General features: G+C 68.3%; 15 protein-coding genes. 3 read left to right on the forward strand and 12 right to left on the reverse strand.

Annotation, left to right across the window (positions count from 1 at the left end; all coding sequences use genetic code 11):
- Positions 1 to 87 precede the first annotated feature (87 nt).
- The 8 genes from ACXRVZ_RS09390 to ACXRVZ_RS09425 all read right to left on the reverse strand — a co-directional run bounded on the left by ACXRVZ_RS09390 (position 88) and on the right by ACXRVZ_RS09425 (position 7,028).
- A complete protein-coding gene (locus tag ACXRVZ_RS09390) occupies positions 88 to 1,767 on the reverse strand; it encodes an MFS transporter (RefSeq protein WP_457424882.1) in 1,680 nt (559 codons plus the stop codon).
- Between the two features lie 186 nt (positions 1,768 to 1,953).
- On the reverse strand, positions 1,954 to 2,613 hold the full coding sequence (locus tag ACXRVZ_RS09395) for a DsbA family protein (protein WP_457424884.1): 660 nt from the start codon (positions 2,611 to 2,613) through the stop codon (positions 1,954 to 1,956).
- Positions 2,610 to 2,837, reverse strand: coding sequence for a DUF1289 domain-containing protein (locus tag ACXRVZ_RS09400; protein WP_457424886.1), 228 nt, complete (start codon positions 2,835 to 2,837; stop codon positions 2,610 to 2,612). Before ACXRVZ_RS09400 ends, ACXRVZ_RS09395 begins: the two co-directional genes overlap by 4 nt.
- On the reverse strand, positions 2,834 to 3,346 hold the full coding sequence (locus ACXRVZ_RS09405) for a YbaK/EbsC family protein (protein WP_457424888.1): 513 nt from the start codon (positions 3,344 to 3,346) through the stop codon (positions 2,834 to 2,836). Before ACXRVZ_RS09405 ends, ACXRVZ_RS09400 begins: the two co-directional genes overlap by 4 nt.
- A 34-nt stretch (positions 3,347 to 3,380) precedes the next feature.
- A complete protein-coding gene (locus ACXRVZ_RS09410) occupies positions 3,381 to 3,785 on the reverse strand; it encodes a hypothetical protein (RefSeq protein ID WP_457424890.1) in 405 nt (134 codons plus the stop codon).
- Between the two features lie 18 nt (positions 3,786 to 3,803).
- Entirely contained in the window at positions 3,804 to 4,196 is a 393-nt protein-coding gene (locus tag ACXRVZ_RS09415; RefSeq protein WP_457424892.1) for a DUF3224 domain-containing protein, read from the reverse strand.
- Positions 4,193 to 5,437, reverse strand: coding sequence for a cyanophycinase (locus ACXRVZ_RS09420; RefSeq protein WP_458232331.1), 1,245 nt, complete (start codon positions 5,435 to 5,437; stop codon positions 4,193 to 4,195). Before ACXRVZ_RS09420 ends, ACXRVZ_RS09415 begins: the two co-directional genes overlap by 4 nt.
- Before the next feature lie 133 nt (positions 5,438 to 5,570).
- The gene (locus ACXRVZ_RS09425; RefSeq protein ID WP_457424896.1) at positions 5,571 to 7,028 is read right to left on the reverse strand and encodes a cyanophycinase; all 1,458 of its coding nucleotides are present in this window, start codon (positions 7,026 to 7,028) and stop codon (positions 5,571 to 5,573) included.
- A gap of 177 nt (positions 7,029 to 7,205) precedes the next feature.
- On the opposite strand from ACXRVZ_RS09425, the gene ACXRVZ_RS09430 reads away from it, so the two are divergent.
- On the forward strand, positions 7,206 to 9,911 hold the full coding sequence (locus tag ACXRVZ_RS09430) for a TonB-dependent receptor (protein WP_458232332.1): 2,706 nt from the start codon (positions 7,206 to 7,208) through the stop codon (positions 9,909 to 9,911).
- Here ACXRVZ_RS09430 and ACXRVZ_RS09435 read toward each other — a convergent pair.
- From ACXRVZ_RS09435 to ACXRVZ_RS09445, 3 genes are all read right to left on the reverse strand, one after another.
- Positions 9,904 to 10,323, reverse strand: a complete 420-nt coding sequence (locus ACXRVZ_RS09435) for an acyl-CoA thioesterase (protein ID WP_457424900.1) — start codon at positions 10,321 to 10,323, stop codon at positions 9,904 to 9,906. The genes ACXRVZ_RS09430 and ACXRVZ_RS09435 overlap by 8 nt on opposite strands.
- A gap of 7 nt (positions 10,324 to 10,330) precedes the next feature.
- Complete coding sequence (locus ACXRVZ_RS09440; RefSeq protein WP_457424902.1) at positions 10,331 to 10,954, reverse strand: YceH family protein; 624 nt, start codon at positions 10,952 to 10,954, stop codon at positions 10,331 to 10,333.
- Positions 10,955 to 11,114: 160 nt separating this feature from the next.
- Positions 11,115 to 11,897 (reverse strand): SDR family oxidoreductase, encoded by a 783-nt coding sequence (locus ACXRVZ_RS09445; protein WP_457424904.1) that lies wholly within the window; start codon positions 11,895 to 11,897, stop codon positions 11,115 to 11,117.
- Positions 11,898 to 12,029: 132 nt separating this feature from the next.
- On the opposite strand from ACXRVZ_RS09445, the gene ACXRVZ_RS09450 reads away from it, so the two are divergent.
- Together ACXRVZ_RS09450 and ACXRVZ_RS09455 are read left to right on the forward strand one after the other, a co-directional pair.
- The gene (locus ACXRVZ_RS09450; RefSeq protein WP_457424906.1) at positions 12,030 to 13,703 is read left to right on the forward strand and encodes an electron transfer flavoprotein-ubiquinone oxidoreductase; all 1,674 of its coding nucleotides are present in this window, start codon (positions 12,030 to 12,032) and stop codon (positions 13,701 to 13,703) included.
- Between the two features lie 68 nt (positions 13,704 to 13,771).
- Positions 13,772 to 14,587, forward strand: a complete 816-nt coding sequence (locus ACXRVZ_RS09455; protein WP_457424908.1) for a DUF72 domain-containing protein — start codon at positions 13,772 to 13,774, stop codon at positions 14,585 to 14,587.
- A 3-nt stretch (positions 14,588 to 14,590) separates the two neighbouring features.
- Here ACXRVZ_RS09455 and ACXRVZ_RS09460 read toward each other — a convergent pair whose 3' ends face one another.
- The gene (locus tag ACXRVZ_RS09460) at positions 14,591 to 17,485 is read right to left on the reverse strand and encodes a M16 family metallopeptidase (RefSeq protein WP_457424910.1); all 2,895 of its coding nucleotides are present in this window, start codon (positions 17,483 to 17,485) and stop codon (positions 14,591 to 14,593) included.
- Between the last annotated feature and the right edge of the window lie 13 nt (positions 17,486 to 17,498).

The raw sequence follows: 17,498 nt of genomic DNA on the forward strand, positions 1-17,498 counted from the left end.
ACCCAAAGACAAAGGCCGGCAAGAGCCGGCCTTTGATTTCAATCAAACGTCGGACAGGCCGCAGGGCCCGTCCTCGGTCTTCAGGCTTTAGTCCTTGGCGTAGATGTCCACGTCCTTCGTCTCGCGGACGAACAGCACGCCGATGACGAAGGTCACGACGGCGATGACGATGGGGTACCACAGGCCGTGATAGATGTTGCCGTTCTGCGCCACCATCGCGAAGGTGATGGAAGGCAGCATGCCGCCGAACCAGCCGTTGCCGATGTGATACGGCAGGCTCATCGAGGTGTAGCGGATGCGGGTCGGGAACATCTCCACCAGCATGGCCGCGATCGGGCCGTAGACCATGGTCACGTACAGCACCAGGATGAACAGCAGACCGATCACCAGCGGCACGTTGGCCTTGGACATGTCGGCCTTGGCCGGATAGCCGGCGGCCTTCATCGCTTCGCCCAGCTCCTTCGTGAAGGCGGCGATGGCCTTGGTGCTGGCTTCATCGAACTTGTGCTCCGTCAGCCTGCTGGCGGTCGGCACGGCGATTTCCTTCTCACCCACCTTGACCATGGTCGGCGCGCCGGGGGCGGCCTCGATGGTCTCGGAGCTGGCCGAAGACTGGGCCAGCGCGCGCTTGGCGATGTCGCAGGCGCTGGTGAAGTCCACCGGACGCGCCAGCGGGCTGCCCTGGAAAGAGCAGCTGGCCATGTTGGTGGTCAGCGTGACCTTCTGGGTCTCCTGGGCCTTGGCGAGGTCCGGGTTGGCCGCGCCGGTCAGCGCCTTGAACAGCGGGAAGTAGGTCACCGCAGCCAGCAGCAGGCCGGCCATGATGATGGGCTTGCGGCCGATCTTGTCCGACAGCGTGCCGAAGATGACGAAGAAGGGCGTGCCCAGGATCAGCGAGATCGCGATCCAGATGTTGGCGCTGGCGGCGTCGACCTTGAGCACCGACGTCAGGAAGAACAGCGCGTAGAACTGGCCCGTGTACCAGACGACACCTTGGCCGGCGACCAGGCCGAAGAGGGCCAGCAGCACGATCTTCAGGTTCTTCCACTGGCCGAAGGACTCGGTCAGCGGCGCCTTGGAGGTCTTGCCCTCGGCCTTCATCTTCTGGAAGGCGGGCGACTCGTTCATGCTCAAACGAATCCACACCGAGATGCCCAGCAGCAGGATGGAGACGATGAACGGCACACGCCAGCCCCAGTCGCCGAAGTCCTTTTCACCCAGCGCCGTGCGTGTGCCCAGGATGACCATCAGCGACAGGAACAGGCCCAGCGTCGCGGTCGTCTGGATCCACGAGGTGTAGGCGCCGCGCTTGCCGTGCGGGGCGTGCTCGGCCACGTAGGTGGCCGCGCCGCCGTACTCACCGCCCAGCGCCAGACCCTGCAGCAGACGCAGGCCGACCAGGATGACCGGGGCAGCAGCGCCGATGGTGGCGTAGGTGGGCAGCACGCCGACGATGAACGTCGACAGACCCATGATCAGGATGGTGACCAGGAAGGTGTACTTGCGGCCGATCATGTCGCCCAGGCGGCCGAACACCAGCGCGCCGAAGGGGCGCACGATGAAGCCGGCAGCAAAGGCCATCAGCGACGCGATGAACGCCGCTTGTGGGTCCAGGGCCGAGAAGAACTGCTTGGCGATGATCGGCGCCAGCGAGCCGTAGAGGTAGAAGTCGTACCACTCGAACACCGTGCCCAGCGAGGAAGCGAAGATGACCTTCTTCTCCTCTTTGGTCATCGGCGTGGCGGCCGTTGAAGTCGCAGTTGCCATTGATAAGTCTCCGTCTGTTGTCGGGCCGCCCCACAGGCTTCCCTTGGCGCGACTATTCACAGTCCCTCTGACCGTGTTCTGACGCGAGTCTGAATCGAGGCTGACAAAACCCGCAGGAACCCTGGGGTCGCGTTTCTCAATGCGGGAATAGAACGCTGTCGCGGGTAAGTCCTGAGACTGTCGGTGTCAGTGTTTGCGGGCGATGCCAGGGCGTGATTGGGCCGCCGCCTCCCACGCGCCGCTGCGAAACCAGGGGTCGCCGGCCAGCGCCGCGCGCAGCATGGGCAACGCGTCCTGGCCCCAGAACAGCCGCCCCTCGAACTCGACGGTCGGCACGCCGAAGACACCCAGGGCCAGGGCGCCTTCGGTCTCGCTGCGCAGGCGCTGCTTGATGGCGTCGCCGGACGGTTCCTGCGCGGGCCCAAGGCGCTCAGCCAGCGCTGCCAGGCGGGCCGGGTCGTTGGCATCGGCACCGGCGCCACGCCAGACGTGGTGGAAGATCTGCTCGACGACCCAGCGGCTGGGCGTGTCGCCCGGCTGGCCCTCCGGCGCCGCACAGGCCCAGGCCAGGCGCAGCAACGGCAGCGGGTTGAAGGGATGCTGGGCCGGCGGGTCGAGCACGACGCCTTGCGCGTGCGCCAGCCAGGCCACCTGGCGGAAGGTCCAGCGCCGCTTGGCCTCGATCTCGGCCGGGCCCTTCTGCCCCAGGGCCTGTAGCAGGGCCGCGAACAAGATGGGCTTGTAGACCACCTCGACGCTGTGCCCCGCCAGCGCCTCTGGCAGCGCCTCGAAACCAAGAGCGGCGTAGGGCGAGATGGGGTCGAAGTAGAAGGTGAGCTGCTTCATCGGTCCTGTTCCTCGCTGTGCGGCCAGGGGCCGAGCCACAAACCGTGGCCGTGCATCTGGACACGGCGCTCGGGCAGTTGATCGAGGATGTGGCGCTGCACGGTTTCGGGCGCCCCGCCCCAGCCGGCGATCTCATGGATGCTGCGCGCGCAGCCTCGGCACCACCCCGTGGCAGCGTCCATCTGGCAGACGTTGACGCAGGGGGAGACGACGGTCGGCTTCATGTCTGCACGACGTCGATGACCGGCGCGCCTGTCAGCGTCTCCAGTTCGGCCGGAGTCAGCTTGAACACGCCGTTCGGGTGACCGGCTGCCGCCCAGATGATGTCGAAGCGAAACAGCTCGCGGTCGATGAAGAGCCGGGGCGCGGCGAAGCCGTCGGTGGGCGCGAAGCCGGCCGGCGACACGCCGCCTATGGAGAAGCCCGTGCGCGCCTTGACGAAGTCGGCATCGGCGCGGCCCAGGGCGCCGATGAGCGGCTTGAGCTTGGTCTCGTCCACGCGCCGGTCGCCGGAGGTGATGACGAGGACGGCCGAATCATCGGCCTTGAGGCGGAAGACGACCGACTTGGCAATCTGGCCCAGCGTCACGCCCAGGGCGTCGGCCGCCTCCTGGGCGGTGCGGGCCGCCACGTCCAGCCAGAGCGGCCGGTGGGGGTGGGCCTGTGCGGCCAGCGCGGCGGCGACGCGCTGGAAGCCTTCGGGTCGCGTGTCGAGGGAATCGAGGTCAGCCATGGCCGCGATTGTGTCGCGGCTGCCGGCTGGGGAATCAGTCGTGTCCCTTGCCCTTGTGCTTGTCCTTGCCGTGTCCCTTGCCATGGTCCTTGCCCTGGTCCCGGTCGCGGTCGCCATCGTCACGGCGGCTGTAGCGCTCCTCATACCAGTCCTCGCGGACGAAGTAGACCGGCGTGCCACAGGCGTTGTAGCGCGCGCAGTGCTTGGCCCAGTTCTTCTGGTGGCCCGGCGGGATGCGCATGTAGACGGGCTCGACATGGACCGGCCGGCGCTGCACCCACACCGGCTCGCGCATCATGACGGGCGGCGGCGCGGCGTTGCCGATGTCGATGCGGCCATAGAAGCCCGGTTGGCCGATCTGGACGGATACGCCCACGTCGGTGGCCTGGGCGGCGCCAGCGAGCAGCAGCGCTGCGGCGGCAAGGACGATCTTCTTCATGGGGTCTCCTTCGTGTGGTCAGGCATCGGGTAGTGTGAACTCGAAATCGTAGGAATGCCGATGGCCCTCGATGCGGATACCCATGCGGCCCGTGAGCCCGGCCAGCGCGCCGGTGCCGGAGTCGGGCACCACGGTGATCTCCAGCGACGGCTTGCCGCGCTCCATCAGGCCGCGGTGCACGAGGGCGAAGCTGCCTTCGCGGCCCTGCAGCGTGCCGGTCACCGTCTCCAGCGCTACATAGGCCGCCGAGCCGGCGACGCTGCCGTGCGTGGCCAGCATTTGCCCGGCCCCTCGCGCCTGCAGAGCGCCCTGGTACTGCTTGTCGAGCAGCATGCGGGCTATGGCCGGGCTCTCGCCCTGCGCATCCTGGCCCGCCATGCTGACGCTGAATTCACCGCTGATCGTCGTCATGACTCACTCCTCGGTTGTTGCTGGCTCGATTCAACTACGCGCCGCGCCCCGGGCACCATCGGCGTGTACAGCGGGATGGCGACGCGCACGGGGATGACGTCGAGCCGGGCGCCGAGCACGGTGCAGGCATCGCTGCCAGGTGCCGGGTCGCGCCAGCCGACGAGGCCAGGCGCGCGATGCAGGCGGAACTCGAAGCCGACGTCGGGCAGCGAGTCCTGAGCTGGCGGATTGGCGCGGTAGGCCAGGCCGAAGACCTCAGGCTCGGGGCCGTCGAGCAGCTGCGTCAGCGCGGCCAGGATGCAGCCCTCGCCGAGGATGTCGAGGAAGTAGCGGCCCGGGGCGTCCGCCGGCGCGTCCGGGAGAGCCGGGACCTGGCGCGGCCCGTGCAGCTTGCGCGACGCCGGTGTCGTCACACCGCTGTCGAGGTCGTGGCGGTCGCCCGAGTCGAGGTAGGACAGCCGCACGCCGCGCAGGTTGAAGGCGGGCAGCGCGGCGTCGTGCGTGGCTTCGGCCAGGTCGACGAGCAAGGCGCCGCTGCCGCCGATGACCTCCAGCTCGCTGCCCTTGATGACGACGGCCGCGTTCTCGTCCACCCCCAGGCCCTGCCGGCAACCGAGGGCCTGCAACGCCGGCAGCATGCGGCCGATGCGGCCACGCTTGAGGAAATGCTGGTCGATGAGCAGCCCGTCGCGCACGAAGCYCAGGCCGCGGTCGTACTCCCGGCCGGCGCGCCACAGGCCCTTGAGCACGGCCAGGTTGTCCATGGCGTCGCGGAACATCACCCGGCTCATGGCGGCCGCGCCCGCGCTGGTGCCGGCGATGACGCCGCCGGCCGCGAAGACGGCGCGAATGGCGTCCAGCATGGCCGTGGGCCGGCCGTCGGGCAGCAACGTGTCGACGATGTACTCCTGGGCGCCGCCCGAGAAGAACACCGCGCGGCTGGCGGCCACGCGGGCGATCAGCGCCGGGTCGTGCAGCCGCGCCTGCAGGTCGACGCCGTCCAGATGAGGCGCGACCGGAATGACCTCGGCGACGGCGCCGCAGCGGGTCAGCGCCGTGACGATCTGGGCCGCGATGCGCTCCGGCTCGTAGGCGGCCGTGGGAAACACGGCGATGCGCGCGCCGCTGCCGCCGGCCTCATCGACGATGCGCTGCCAGACAGCATCGCTGTCGGCTTTCAGTGCACCGCCGATGACGACGACGGTGCCGCTGTCATTGCCGGTATTGGGAGAGGTCTGCAAGATGAGCGCTGGCCCGGGCGAAAAGCGCGTACGGGCTGGATTCACAAGCCTGAAATGATCGCAGCCCTGCGCCGATTTCGGCAACGGGGCATGCCCGAGGAACGCAACGCTTGTGACCGAACGATGCCGGCGCCTACTGGCCGGAAGGTGCCGAAGCGGGCGGCGCCGGCACAGCCGGCCCGGCAGCCGGCCGGGGCGCGCCGTTCCAGCCGCCGTACAGCGGCATGGGCAGGCGCACGGGGCTGATGTCAAGGTAGAGGTTGGTCACGGTGAACTGCTCGCCGCCGAACTCCTCGGTGCTCCAACCCAGCGAGTCCGAGCCCTTGTAGAGGCGGAACAGGAAGCCCAGCTCGGCCAATGGGTCGTTGGCGCGCGGCAGCACGTCGAAGGCCAGGCCCTTGACCTCCTTGCGCACGCTGTCGATAAGCCGGCTCATCGCGCCGGAGATGGTCGAGTCGCCCAGCATGTCGAGGTGGAAGACGTCGTCGGTGTAGTACGGCTTGAAGTTGGGCGACTCAGCATCGTGCGTCTCGCCGCGCAGCTTGGGCGCCGACGGCGTCGTCGAGCGGGCACGCATGTGATAGCGGTCGCCATGCTCCAGGTACGACAGCCGTGCGCCCTGCACGTTGAAGGCGCCGAGCGTCGCGTCGCTCTTGGCCTCGGTCAGGTCGACAACCAGCGCACCGCGGTCGCCGATGATCTCGATCTCGTCGCCGCGGATGATGGCCGCCGTGTTCTCGTCCACGCCCAGGCCGATCTTGTAGCCCTTGGCCATCATCAGCGGGATCATGCGGCCGAAGCGGCCGCGCTTGAGGAAATGCTGATCGACGAACAGATGCGGGCCGACGAAGCCCAGGCCGCGGTCGACCTGCTTGCCATCGACGAAGCGGCCCTTGAGGATGTTCATCACGCTGGGCGCGTCGCGGAACATGATGGTGCTCATGATGGCCGCGCCGGCCGAGGTGCCGGCCACGACGCCGCCCTTGCGGTAGACGTCCCAGATGGCCTCTAGCATCGGCGTGCTCTGGCCGCCCGGCTGCAACACGTCGACGATGCGCTCCTGCGTGCCGCCGGTGAAGAAGATGCCTTTGGCGGCCTTGACCTTGGCGATGAGGGCCGGGTCGCGCACGACCTTGCTCAGGTCCACCCACAGGAACTTGGGCGCCACCGGCAGGGCCTCAGCCACGGCGCCGCGGCGCTGCAGCAGGTCCACCACCTGCTTGGCGCTGGCTTCGGGATCTTCACTGGCGGTGCCGAAAACGACGAAGCGCGAACCCTTGCCGCCAGCCAACTGCACGATGCGCTGCCAGACCTCTTCGTTGTCGGCCTTGAGCGCGCCACCGATGGGCACGGCATAGCCGCGGATGGCGGGTTCGACCTCCACGAGCGGTTGAAGCGACGGCGCCGAGGCGGCCGGTGCAGCCGGCGCTGGTTTTGCGGCGCTGGCGCGCGGCGCCGACGCCGGCGTGGCCGGGCGGAACAGCCGGAAGCCCGGCGCCGCGCTCGCCGCCGGAGCGGGTATCGGTGGCGCCGCCTGCGCACCCATCGTCAATGCCATCGCCGTCCAGCCGGCGCAGATCCATGCCCTCATGCCCAAGATCCTTCGTGTTCCATCGCTTGATGATGACAGACGCCCTATGACGGCTTGCCCCTAATCCGAACGATAACGGCGTGGCGTGCAAGAGACGAATCTCACCCCTGGAGACCGGCATCCAACGCCCCCATGCCTAGACTCGCGCCAAACCACCAAGCCTAGCGGAGTCCATCCATGAAAAGCCCCTGCCCGTCTCGCATCGCCCTGGCAGCTGCGCTGCTGGCCTTGACCWGCGCCGCCCAGGCGCAGTCCACGCTGGAGCGCGTCGAGGTCACCGGCACGGCCATCAAGCGCATCGAGGGCGAGACGGCGCTGCCGGTGCAGGTCATCACGCGGGCCGAGATCGACAAGGCCGGCGTGACGACAGCGGCCGAGCTGATCGCCCGCCTGAGCGCCGGCGCCAACAACCTGACCGACGGCGGCAGCGTGGCCTATGGCGGCTTTCGCGACCAGATGGGCTTCAACGCCGCCAACCTGCGCGGGCTGGGCGTATCGTCCACGCTGGTGCTGCTGAACGGCCGGCGCATGGCCAACTTCGCCTCGCCCGGCGATGCGGCCGGCGTGGACCTGAACAGCATCCCGGCCGCCGCCATCCAGCGCGTTGAAATCCTGCTGGACGGCGCCTCGTCGCTGTACGGCTCGGACGCCATCGGCGGCGTCATCAACTTCATCACGCGCAAGGACTTCAGCGGCGTGGACATCAATGCGCTGGCCGGCAACACCAGCGAGGGCGGCGCCAACAAGCGTTCGGCGACGGTGGCCGGCGGCTTTGGCGACTACGGCCGCAACGGCTTCAACGTCATGGCCGTGCTGGACGTGCAGAAGACCAGCAGCCTGAATGCCTCACGCCGCAAGTTCATCAAGGAGCTGGACATCCCGGGGCGGCTGCCGGACCTGCTGTCCAGCGCGAGCTTCCCCGGCAATATCAAGCTGGACCAGAACCTGCCTGGCTCGGAGCAACGTGATCTGCTGATCGACGAAGGCTTCAAAGCCAACGGCAAGGACGTCATCAGCGAGTACACGATCAACCCGGCGGCGGCCACGGGTTGCAACCCGCCGGCCAACCTCTATCTGCCGGCCGGCATCGGCGGCGTGGACGGCTGCACCTTCGACTACATGCGCGACATCGAGCTGTACCCGAAGTCCAAGAAGAGCAGCCTGTTCACCCGCGGCGTGTTCAACCTGGGCGGCGGGCACCAGTTCTTTGCCGAAGCCTCACTGGCGCGTGCTCGCACCTTCTACACCGGCACGCCCAACCGCGTCGATGCCGAGATGGACGTGTCGCTGGTGCCAGCGCTGAAGAACACCGGCTTAGCTGCGTTCGACGCCGACGACGAGCGCCGCATCATCGTCGTGCGCACACGCCTGGCCGAAGCCGGCCTGCGCACCAGCGAGCTGGTGGCCTCGGCCAATCGCGTCGTGCTCGGCACCAACGGACTCGTGGGCGGCTGGGACTATGAATGGGCGCTGAACCACAGCACCAGCAAGATCTCCGACCGCGACTACCAGGGCTATCTGAACGAACAGATGGTCATGGACGGCTTTGCCGCCGGCACGCTCAGCGCCTTCGGCCCGTCCAGCGCCGCCGGCCTCGCGCTGTACGAGAAGGCCCAGATCCGCGGCGAGGTGCGTCGCGCCACCGGCACGATGGACAGCCTGGACTTCAAGGCTTCCAAGGCCATCGCCCGACTCGCCGGCGGCGAACTGGCCCTGGCCTTCGGGGGTGAGCTGCGCCGCGAAAAGCAGAACTACCACCAGTCCGACGCGCTCAAGCAGGACCTCATCCTCGGCGAGACCACGCAGGGTCCCGACTCCGACTTCGGCAGATCGCGCAAGGTCAGCGCCGGCTTCGTCGAGATCAGTGCACCCATCACCAAGCAATTGGAATTGCAGGCGGCAGTCCGCTACGAGCGCTACCAGGTCAGCGGCGGCGCGGCCAGTCCCAAGCTGGGCCTCAGGTATGTGCCCAGCCCCGAGCTGCTGCTACGCGCCTCGGTGGGCAAGGGCTTCCGCGCGCCCAGCATGTCCGACCTCTATCGCCCGGTCACCGAAGGCTCGTCGGCCACGCTGGTCGACCCGGTCTGCCTGGCCGCCGACCCGGACAACACGCCCACCGACTGCTCCGACCTCTGGACCACGCTGAACTACAGCAACCCCAAGCTCAAGCCCGAGAAGTCGCGCCAGTTCTCGGCCGGCGTCGTCTTCGAGCCGCGGCGCGGCGTCAGCCTCAATGTCGACTACTGGAACATCGAGAAGAGCAACCTGATCAGCACGCTGGGCGTGGATGTCATCCTGGGCAACCTCGCCAAGTACGGCGGCTTGGTGCATCGGGACGAAGACGACGACATCGAGGCCATCGACCTCATCAAGGAGAACCGCGGCAAGCAGCGCATCTCCGGCCTGGACTTCGGCATCTCGCTGACCAACCTCAAGACCGGCATCGGCCAGTTCGGCCTGCGCCTGAACGGTACGCTGACGCTGAAGTCCGAGCAGCAGACCGGTGACGGCGACCCCTACGTCAGCAACCTCAACGTCTTCATCAACGACGGCGTCGTGCAACGCTGGCGCCACACGGTGAGCGTCGACTACGAGACCGGTCCCTTCTCGCTGACGCTGTCCAACAGCTACCTGCAGGGTTACAACGACCAGCACATCATCGGCAAGCCTGACCGCAAGGTGGGCGCCTATTCGCTGTGGAACCTGTCGGCCGGCTGGGAGGCCACCAAGTCGCTGACCTTGCGCGCCGGTGTGCAGAACCTCTTCGACAAGGCCCCGCCCTTCTCGCAGCAGGCCTGGTTCTTCCTGTCCGGCTACGACCCGAGCTACACCGACCCGCGCGGCCGCTACGGCTACGTCAGCGCGAAGTACAGCTTCAAGTGACGATCTCGCGCACCCAGTCCGGCAAGGCCATCGCCTTGTCGGTCTGGGCGTCGAACCACAGCGTCGTAGCACCCCCCTCGGCGTAGATGACGCCGGGCTCATCGGCCCGCTCCAGCGTGATCCAGGTCTCGAAGCTGGTGCGGCCGGGGTCGCTGACGTAGTGCTTCGCCAGCACCTCGCCGGGCGCCTTCAGCTGGCGATAGAAGTTGCAGAAGACGTTGACGATGACCGGCCCCTGCCCGCCCGGGTTCGGCGCGGCACCGATGGATGTGAGCCAGTCGACACGCGCGATCTCGAGATATCGGAAGTAGAGCGTGTTGTTGATGTGGCCCATCGCATCCATGTCGCCCCAGCGCATGGGAATGCGGCACTCGTAAGTCAGCTTTTTCGCGGCCGGGACGACGTACCTCATCGCTGCATCAAGGCTCGATGCCCAGCTCCGCAGCGATGCGGTTGACGAGGCCGCGCAGCGACGCCACCTCGGCGCGCAGCAGCGCCACTTCCTCATCGCGCGGCATTGCAGAAGCGATCGCATGCTCGACCGACGCCACCGGCCCGCTCAACAGATGCGCCCAGCGGGCCTCACGCGCACCCGGCGCCCTCGCGAGCTTCACGGCGTAGGGCGGGTCACGGCCCGCCAGCTCGTCGAGAAATCCCTCGACCGACGACACGTCCGCAAAGCGGTGCAGCCGCTCGGTGTTCTGGCGCAGCTCGGCCGCCGTCTGCGGGCCGCGCAGCATCAGTTGCGTCAGCAGCGCCATGGCCGCGCCGGGCACGCCCACGCCACGCGCAAAGTTGTGCTGATAGCGCACCACGCGGCTGCCGCTCACGGTGTTGACGAGGTGCAGGGCCTTCAGCTCTTCCACCGTTGCCAGCACCTCGGCCTCGCTGACGTCCATGACCGGGTCGCGCGCCGTCTTCTGGTTGCAACCCGAGGTCAGTGCATTGGCCGACAGCGGGTAGCTGTCCGGCACGGTGCTTTCCTTCTCGACGAGGACGGCCAGCACGCGGGCCTCCAGCGGGGTCAGGTCACGCTTCAACATCGGAGCCTATGAATGAGTTCGGCGCGGCCGAGCAGGCCGTCGCAAAGGCGCCAATGAAGGCGCAAAGCGGAGCAGTAGCTGAACTACTGCGAGCATTTGCAACGCAGAGTGGCGGCGTTGCGGCGGGATGAGCGGGCGTGCAGGGCTCGTTCATAGGCTCCTACACCCCGAAGCCGTCGTCCGCCTGGATGACGGCGCCATTGATGAAATGGCTCTCGTTGGCGCACAGCATCAGCAGCGCCGTGTCCAGATCCTTGGGCTGGCCCACGCGCTTGCGCGGCAGCAGGTCGACGAGCTTCCTGCCCTGCTCGGTGCCCCAGTGGTGGTGGTTGATCTCGGTGTCGATATAGCCCGGGCAGATGGCGTTCACGTTGATGCCGTGCTTGCCCCATTCGAGCGCCATCGCGCGCGTCATGTGGATGACGGCGGCCTTGCTCATCGCGTAGACGCCGATCTGCCCCACCACGCGCAGGCCGGCCATCGAGGCGATGTTGACGATGCGCCCGCCGATGAAGGTGCCAGGCGCCGCGCCGCTCGCGCGAGCCAGCATGCGCTTGCCCACCTCCTGCGCGACGAAGAAGGCGCCGCGTGTGTTGGTGTCCATCACCTTGTCGTAGTCGTTCTCGGTGACGTCGGTCAGCCGCTGCGTGGTGCCGACGCCCGAGTTGTTGATCAGGATGTCCAGCGTGCCGACCTCGGTCTCGGCATGGGCGACCGCCGACTTGATGCTCGCCACGTCCGTCACGTCCAGCTGCACGACGTGGGCGTCGCCGCCGTTGCCCTCGAGCTCGGCCCGCAAGTCCTTCAGCCGTTCCATGCGCCGGCCCGCCAGCACGACGCAGGCGCCCGCCTGGGACAGCGTGCGGGCGAACTGTGCGCCCAGGCCGCTGGACGCACCGGTGATGAGGGCCACGCGGCCTTCGAGGTTGATGGAGTAACTCATGAGACTGCCTTCTGAGTGGGTTGAGGCCATCCTACCGGCCTAGAGCTCGCGCCCTAGAAAAGCACGACCGTTCTATTTGCAATCCAGCCTCTCTAGAATCTCGCGCAATTCAAAGCTGACGAAAGACCCGGCATGACCTCCGAAGAAATCCTCGCCCAGTTCGGCCCCCGCGAGTCCATGGAATACGACGTGGTCGTCGTCGGCGGCGGCCCGGCCGGCCTGGCCACGGCTATCCGGCTCAAGCAGATCAAGCCCGATGCCAACATCGTCGTGCTGGAGAAGGGCTCGGAGCCCGGCGCCCACATCCTGTCGGGCGCGGTCATGGACCCGCGCGCCATCACCGAGCTGTTCCCGAACTGGCAGGAGCTCGGCGCGCCGCTGAAGCAGGCCGTGGCCAGCGATGACGTGCTCTTCCTGAGCGAAACCGGCAGCCAGCGCACCCCGGACTGGCTGGTACCGCGCAACTTCCACAACCACGGCTGCTACGTCATCAGCCTGTCCGACGTCGTCAAGTGGCTGGCGCAGCAGGCCGAGAACCTGGGCATCGAGATCTTCCCGGGCTTTGCCGCCGCCGAGGTGCTTTACGACGAGCAGGGCCGCGTTCGCGGCGTGGCCACCGGCAACCTGGGCCTGGGCAAGGACGGCGAGCCCACCGACCACTTCCAGATCGGCATGGAGTTGCTGGGCAAGTACACGGTGTTCGCCGAGGGCGCGCGCGGCCACCTCGGCAAGCAGCTGCTCGCCAAGTACAAGCTGACCGAGGGCAAGGACACGCAGACCTATGCCATCGGCATCAAGGAACTGTGGGAGATTCCGGCGGACAAAGCGCAGCCAGGCAAGGTCGTGCACACGGCCGGCTGGCCGATGGCCGGCGACACCTTTGGCGGCGGCTTCCTGTACCACCTGGAAGGCAACAAGGTCACGCTGGGCTTCGTCATCGGCCTGGACTACGACAACCCCTACCTGAGCCCCTTCGAGGAGATGCAGCGCTGGAAGACCCACCCCGCCATCCGCGCGCACATCGAAGGCGGCAAGCGCATCGGCTATGGCGCCCGCGCCATCAACAACGGCTCGCCTCAGGCCCTGCCCAAGACCGTGTTCCCGGGCGGCTGCCTGGTCGGCTGCGACGCCGGCTACATGAACGCCGCGCGCATCAAGGGCAGCCACGCAGCCATCAAGAGCGGCATGCTGTGTGCCGAAGCGCTGGCGCCCGCGCTGGACGCCGGCCGCGCACAGGACGAGCTGACGGCCTACCCCGAGGCCTTCGACAAGAGCTGGCTGAACGAGGAGCTGCAGCAGACGCGCAACTTCAAGCTCTGGTTCAAGAAGGGCAAGACCACCGGCCAGCTGATGACCGGCATCGAGCAGTGGCTGCTGCCCAAGCTGGGTGTTGCCAGCCCGCCGTGGACGCTGCACAACCACAAGGGCGACCACGAGACGCTGCGGCCTGCCGCAGAATTCTCCCCGATCACCTACCCCAAGGCCGACGGCAAGCTGAGCTTCGATCGGCTCTCGTCGGTGTTCATCTCCAACACCAACCACGAGGAGAACCAGCCCGCCCACCTGACGCTGAAGAGCGACGCGGTGCCGGTGCAGGTCAACCTCGCCAGATACGCCGGCCCCGAGAGCCGCTACTGCCCGGCCGGCGTCTACGAGTTCGTGCCCGGCGAGGGCGGCAACCAGCGCCTGCAGATCAACGCGCAGAACTGCGTGCACTGCAAGACCTGCGACATCAAGGACCCGACGCAGAACATCGTCTGGGTCACGCCCGAAGGCGGCGGCGGGCCTAACTACGCGGGCATGTAAGTCCACTTGCGCTGTTCCCGCGGGGGCCGATAGGCTGCGGCCTCCTTCGGCATCTCCCAGGAGTCAGCGTGAGCGCAGGAAAGATCAGAGTCGGCATCGGTGGCTGGAACTTCGAGCCGTGGCGCGACAACTTCTACCCCAAGGGCTGGCCGCAGGCGCGTGAGCTGGAGTACGCCAGCCGGCGCCTGACGGCCATCGAAATCAACAGCACCTATTACGGTGCCCAGAAGCCGGCGACATTCGCCAAGTGGCGAGACACCGCGCCCGACGGCTTCCTGTTCTCGCTCAAGGCCATCCGCTATGCGACGCAGCGTCGAGTGCTGGCCGATGGCGCCGATTCCATCAAGCGCTTCATCGACAGCGGCATCGCCGAGCTGGGCGACAAGCTCGGGCCCATCGTCTGGCAGCTGGCGCCCACGCACAAGTTCGACGTGGCCGACCTGACCGCCTTCCTGGAGTTGCTGCCCGACAGCGTCGACGGCATCAAGCTGCGCCACGCACTGGACGTGCGGCACGAGAGCTTCCAGTGCCCCGAATACTTGGCGCTGGCGCGCAAGTTCAAGGCGGCGACGGTGTTCACCGAGTCCGACGACTACCCGGCCATCGCCGAGCCCACGGGCGACTTCGTCTACACGCGCATCATGCGCACGCACTCGGACGAGCCGCTGGGCTGCAAGGCCGAGGTCTTCCCGGCGCTGGCCGCGTCCGCACAGGCCTGGGCCGGTGGTGGCGAACCCGACGGCCTGCCGCGCATCGAGCCGGCGGCTGAAACCAAGGCCGCGCCGCGCGACGTCTTCGTCTACTTCATCAGCGGCGCCAAGGTGCGCGCACCGCACGCCGCGATGGCGCTGCGGCGCGCGCTGGGCGAAGCCGTTGAGCCCTGACCCCTACTTGGCAGCTGCGGCCTCCGGCGCCCGCGCCACCACTTCGATGGGCGGCCGCGGCACGATGTGGTCGCGAAAGTACGCCTGCACCGCATCGGCGGTCACGGCGCGCAGGCCGGCGACCTCGGCCTGCATCTCGCCCTTCATGCGCGGCTCCGCCTGGATGCGCAACAGCCACAGCAGCCAGTAGCCGGTGCTCTCGGGCTCCTTCAATACGCTCTCCAGCTGGGGCTGCCTGGCTCGCTCCAGTTCGTCGGCGCTGACGGGCTGTTCGGCCAGCTCGCGCAGCTGCGTGCGCAGCAGCTCGCGGACGGTGTCGAACTTCTCCGGTGGCGTTTCGATGTTCACGAAGAAGCGCCCCGAGCCCGGCACGTCCAGCGAGCCGCCCGCCCCCGCCTGCGGCGAATAGGTGATGCCCAGCTTCTCGCGCACGGTGTCCACCAGGCGGGCCCGCAGCAGCGCGCCGGCCACACGGCCGGTGTGCGACAGCGCCGGATCCGCCCAGTGGTCGGGCATGGACCAGTACCAGCCCAGCACCGCCTGGTCGGCGCGACCGCGGTGGTAGACCACGTAGGGCGCACCGCCGCCCGCCACGGGCTCGGCCTTCAGGGCGGCACGCGGCTGCCGTGGCCGCTCGTCGCCGGCGCCGAAGGTGGCCTGCACGGCGGCGATGGCGGCGTCTTCGCTCACGTCGCCAACGATGAAGATGTCCGGGGCGCTGTCCAGCGCCGGCTTCAGGATCGCGGGCAGTTCACCGGCACGCGTGACCCTCACGTCCGCAGCGCTGAGCTGGAGCCCCAAGCGCGCATCGCCGCGGTTCATGACGCGCGAGACCTCCCGCTCATGGACTGCGGCGGGCTGCGCCTCCAGCGAGGCCACCTGGGAGCCCCCCAGCGCGGCCAGCTTCTCGCCGAACTCGGGGCGGAAGCCGGGGTCGCGGGCATGGGCCGCCAGCAGCTGCAGCTGGGCCAGCAGGTCGGCGGGGCGGGTCGTGCCCGACAGCGTGAAAGCATGCTGGCCCACGCCGAAGCCGACCGAGATGCGCTTGCCGCTGCGCTGCCGCCACAGCTGGATCTCCCCCATCGACCGCTGGCCGGTGCCGCCCATGGTGACGGCAGGGCTCAAGGCCCAGATGGCATGCCAATGCCTGGGGACGATGCCGGCGCGTCCCTGGCCCAGCTGAACCCGTACGCTCACCCTGTCCTTCTGCAGCAAGGTGGTCTTGATGACCAGACGCGCGCCGTTGGTGAACTGCACATTCGTCGTGCCCAGTTCGGCGTCCTGCGTGCGGGCCACGATGGCGCTGGCCTCGCCGAAGTCGGTGTACGGCCAGTCCGCCACCGCAACGGCCACCGGCTCAGCGACCGACCGCGCCATCGCACCTACCAGTTGCTGGTTCACCTTCTCCACACCGAAGGCGCCGGACTGGGTGCTGCGGAACAGCAGCGGCTGGGTGCTGCCGAAGCAGTCGCGCAGCGCGGCGGTCAGCTCTTCGGGCTTGAGCGTGGCCAGCAGCGGCTCCGTCTCGGTCATCGCCTGCTGCGCGCTCAGATGCGGCGCGTGCGGGTGGACCGCGTTGATCAGCCGGTCCGCAATGGCCGCATGGGCTCGCGTGGGCTCCTGGGCCAGGCGAGCCTGCATCTCGCTGCGCACACCCGGCAGCAGGCGTTCCATGTCGGCCGGGGTCACGCCATGGACCAGCAGTTGCCGCAGCTCGGCCACCGCCGCGTCGAGCGCGTCGGTCCATCGCCCCGGTTGTGCCTGCACCGACAGCTGGGCCACGCCGGCCACCCGGTAGACGGAGGCCTGCACGCTGGCTGAGGCGCCGATCAAGGGGCTGCCCGGTTGCTGCGCACGATCCCTCAGACGCTGGTTGAGCGCGCTGACGGCCAGACCCTGGATCAGGAACTCACGCGACACCGCCGGCGTGTGTGGGCGGATGTCCACCGGCCGCAACCAGGTCAGCGTGAGCGCGCTCGGGGCGTCCGGGGTCACATACTCGACTGTCGGCCGCGTCGGCCTGGGCGCGCCCAGGTCGGGCGTGTCGGGCGTGTCGGGCGGCGTGGCGTTGCGCCAGTCGGCAAAGCGGTCGCGGATCTGGCGCTCCACGGCGTCCACGTCGATGTTGCCGACGACGATCAGCGTGGCGTTGTCGGGCCGGTAGTTGGCCGTGTAGTAGCGGCGCAGACGCTCGGCCGTCGCGGCCTGGATGGTCTCGATGCGGCCGATGGGCAGGCGCTGCGGCACCCGCGTCCCCTCCAGCTGCTGCTGCATCTGGGCGACCCCGGCCCGCTGCGCGGGTCCATCGCGCACGCGCTCCTCGGACAGGATCACCCCCTTCTCCTGCTCGACGAGCTGCGGGTCCAGCGTCAGCCGGTCGCCGACCTCGCGGAACAGCCTCAGGCCCGTGTCCAGCGCGGCGGCGTCGGCCTTGGGGAAGTTGAAGTGGTAGACGGTCTGGTCGAGCGACGTGAAGGCATTGGTGTCGGCCCCGAAGCGCAGGCCCTGGCGCTGCAGCATGCGGATGACCTCGCCGTCCGGCACATTGGCGCTGCCCCGGAAGGCCATGTGCTCCAGGAAGTGGGCCAGCCCGCGCTCCTCGTCGCGCTCCTGCAGCGAGCCCGAGCCGATGCGCATGCGCATGGCCACGCCATCCTTGGGCGTCTCGTTGTGCTGGAGGGCGTAGCGCAGGCCGTTGGGCAGGCGGCCGAAGCGCACGGCCGGGTCGGGCGTGCGCTGCGACATCTCGTAGCCCCACAGCGGGACGGCCGAGGCTTGCATGGCACTGGCGGCAGGCGCCTCTGCCCGGAGCAGCGGTGCCAGCAGCGCCAGGGCCAGCGCAGCGGCCAGCACCGCCGTGCGTTTGACGATGGTCGAGGGGTGGCTTGTCTCGTTCATTCGGTGGTCTGAT

It is taken from the genome of Roseateles sp. P5_E8, from assembly GCF_054177665.1.

What these genes read in the sequence shown, in the direction of transcription:
- ACXRVZ_RS09390 (WP_457424882.1), bottom strand. Translation starts at nt 1,767, where the DNA reads ATGGCAACTGCGACTTCAACGGCCGCCACGCCGATGACCAAAGAGGAG.
- ACXRVZ_RS09395 (WP_457424884.1), bottom strand. Translation starts at nt 2,613, where the DNA reads ATGAAGCAGCTCACCTTCTACTTCGACCCCATCTCGCCCTACGCCGCT.
- ACXRVZ_RS09400 (WP_457424886.1), bottom strand. Translation starts at nt 2,837, where the DNA reads ATGAAGCCGACCGTCGTCTCCCCCTGCGTCAACGTCTGCCAGATGGAC.
- ACXRVZ_RS09405 (WP_457424888.1), bottom strand. Translation starts at nt 3,346, where the DNA reads ATGGCTGACCTCGATTCCCTCGACACGCGACCCGAAGGCTTCCAGCGC.
- ACXRVZ_RS09410 (WP_457424890.1), bottom strand. Translation starts at nt 3,785, where the DNA reads ATGAAGAAGATCGTCCTTGCCGCCGCAGCGCTGCTGCTCGCTGGCGCC.
- ACXRVZ_RS09415 (WP_457424892.1), bottom strand. Translation starts at nt 4,196, where the DNA reads ATGACGACGATCAGCGGTGAATTCAGCGTCAGCATGGCGGGCCAGGAT.
- ACXRVZ_RS09425 (WP_457424896.1), bottom strand. Translation starts at nt 7,028, where the DNA reads ATGAGGGCATGGATCTGCGCCGGCTGGACGGCGATGGCATTGACGATG.
- ACXRVZ_RS09435 (WP_457424900.1), bottom strand. Translation starts at nt 10,323, where the DNA reads ATGAGGTACGTCGTCCCGGCCGCGAAAAAGCTGACTTACGAGTGCCGC.
- ACXRVZ_RS09440 (WP_457424902.1), bottom strand. Translation starts at nt 10,954, where the DNA reads ATGTTGAAGCGTGACCTGACCCCGCTGGAGGCCCGCGTGCTGGCCGTC.
- ACXRVZ_RS09445 (WP_457424904.1), bottom strand. Translation starts at nt 11,897, where the DNA reads ATGAGTTACTCCATCAACCTCGAAGGCCGCGTGGCCCTCATCACCGGT.
- ACXRVZ_RS09450 (WP_457424906.1), top strand. Translation starts at nt 12,030, where the DNA reads ATGACCTCCGAAGAAATCCTCGCCCAGTTCGGCCCCCGCGAGTCCATG.
- ACXRVZ_RS09460 (WP_457424910.1), bottom strand. Translation starts at nt 17,485, where the DNA reads ATGAACGAGACAAGCCACCCCTCGACCATCGTCAAACGCACGGCGGTG.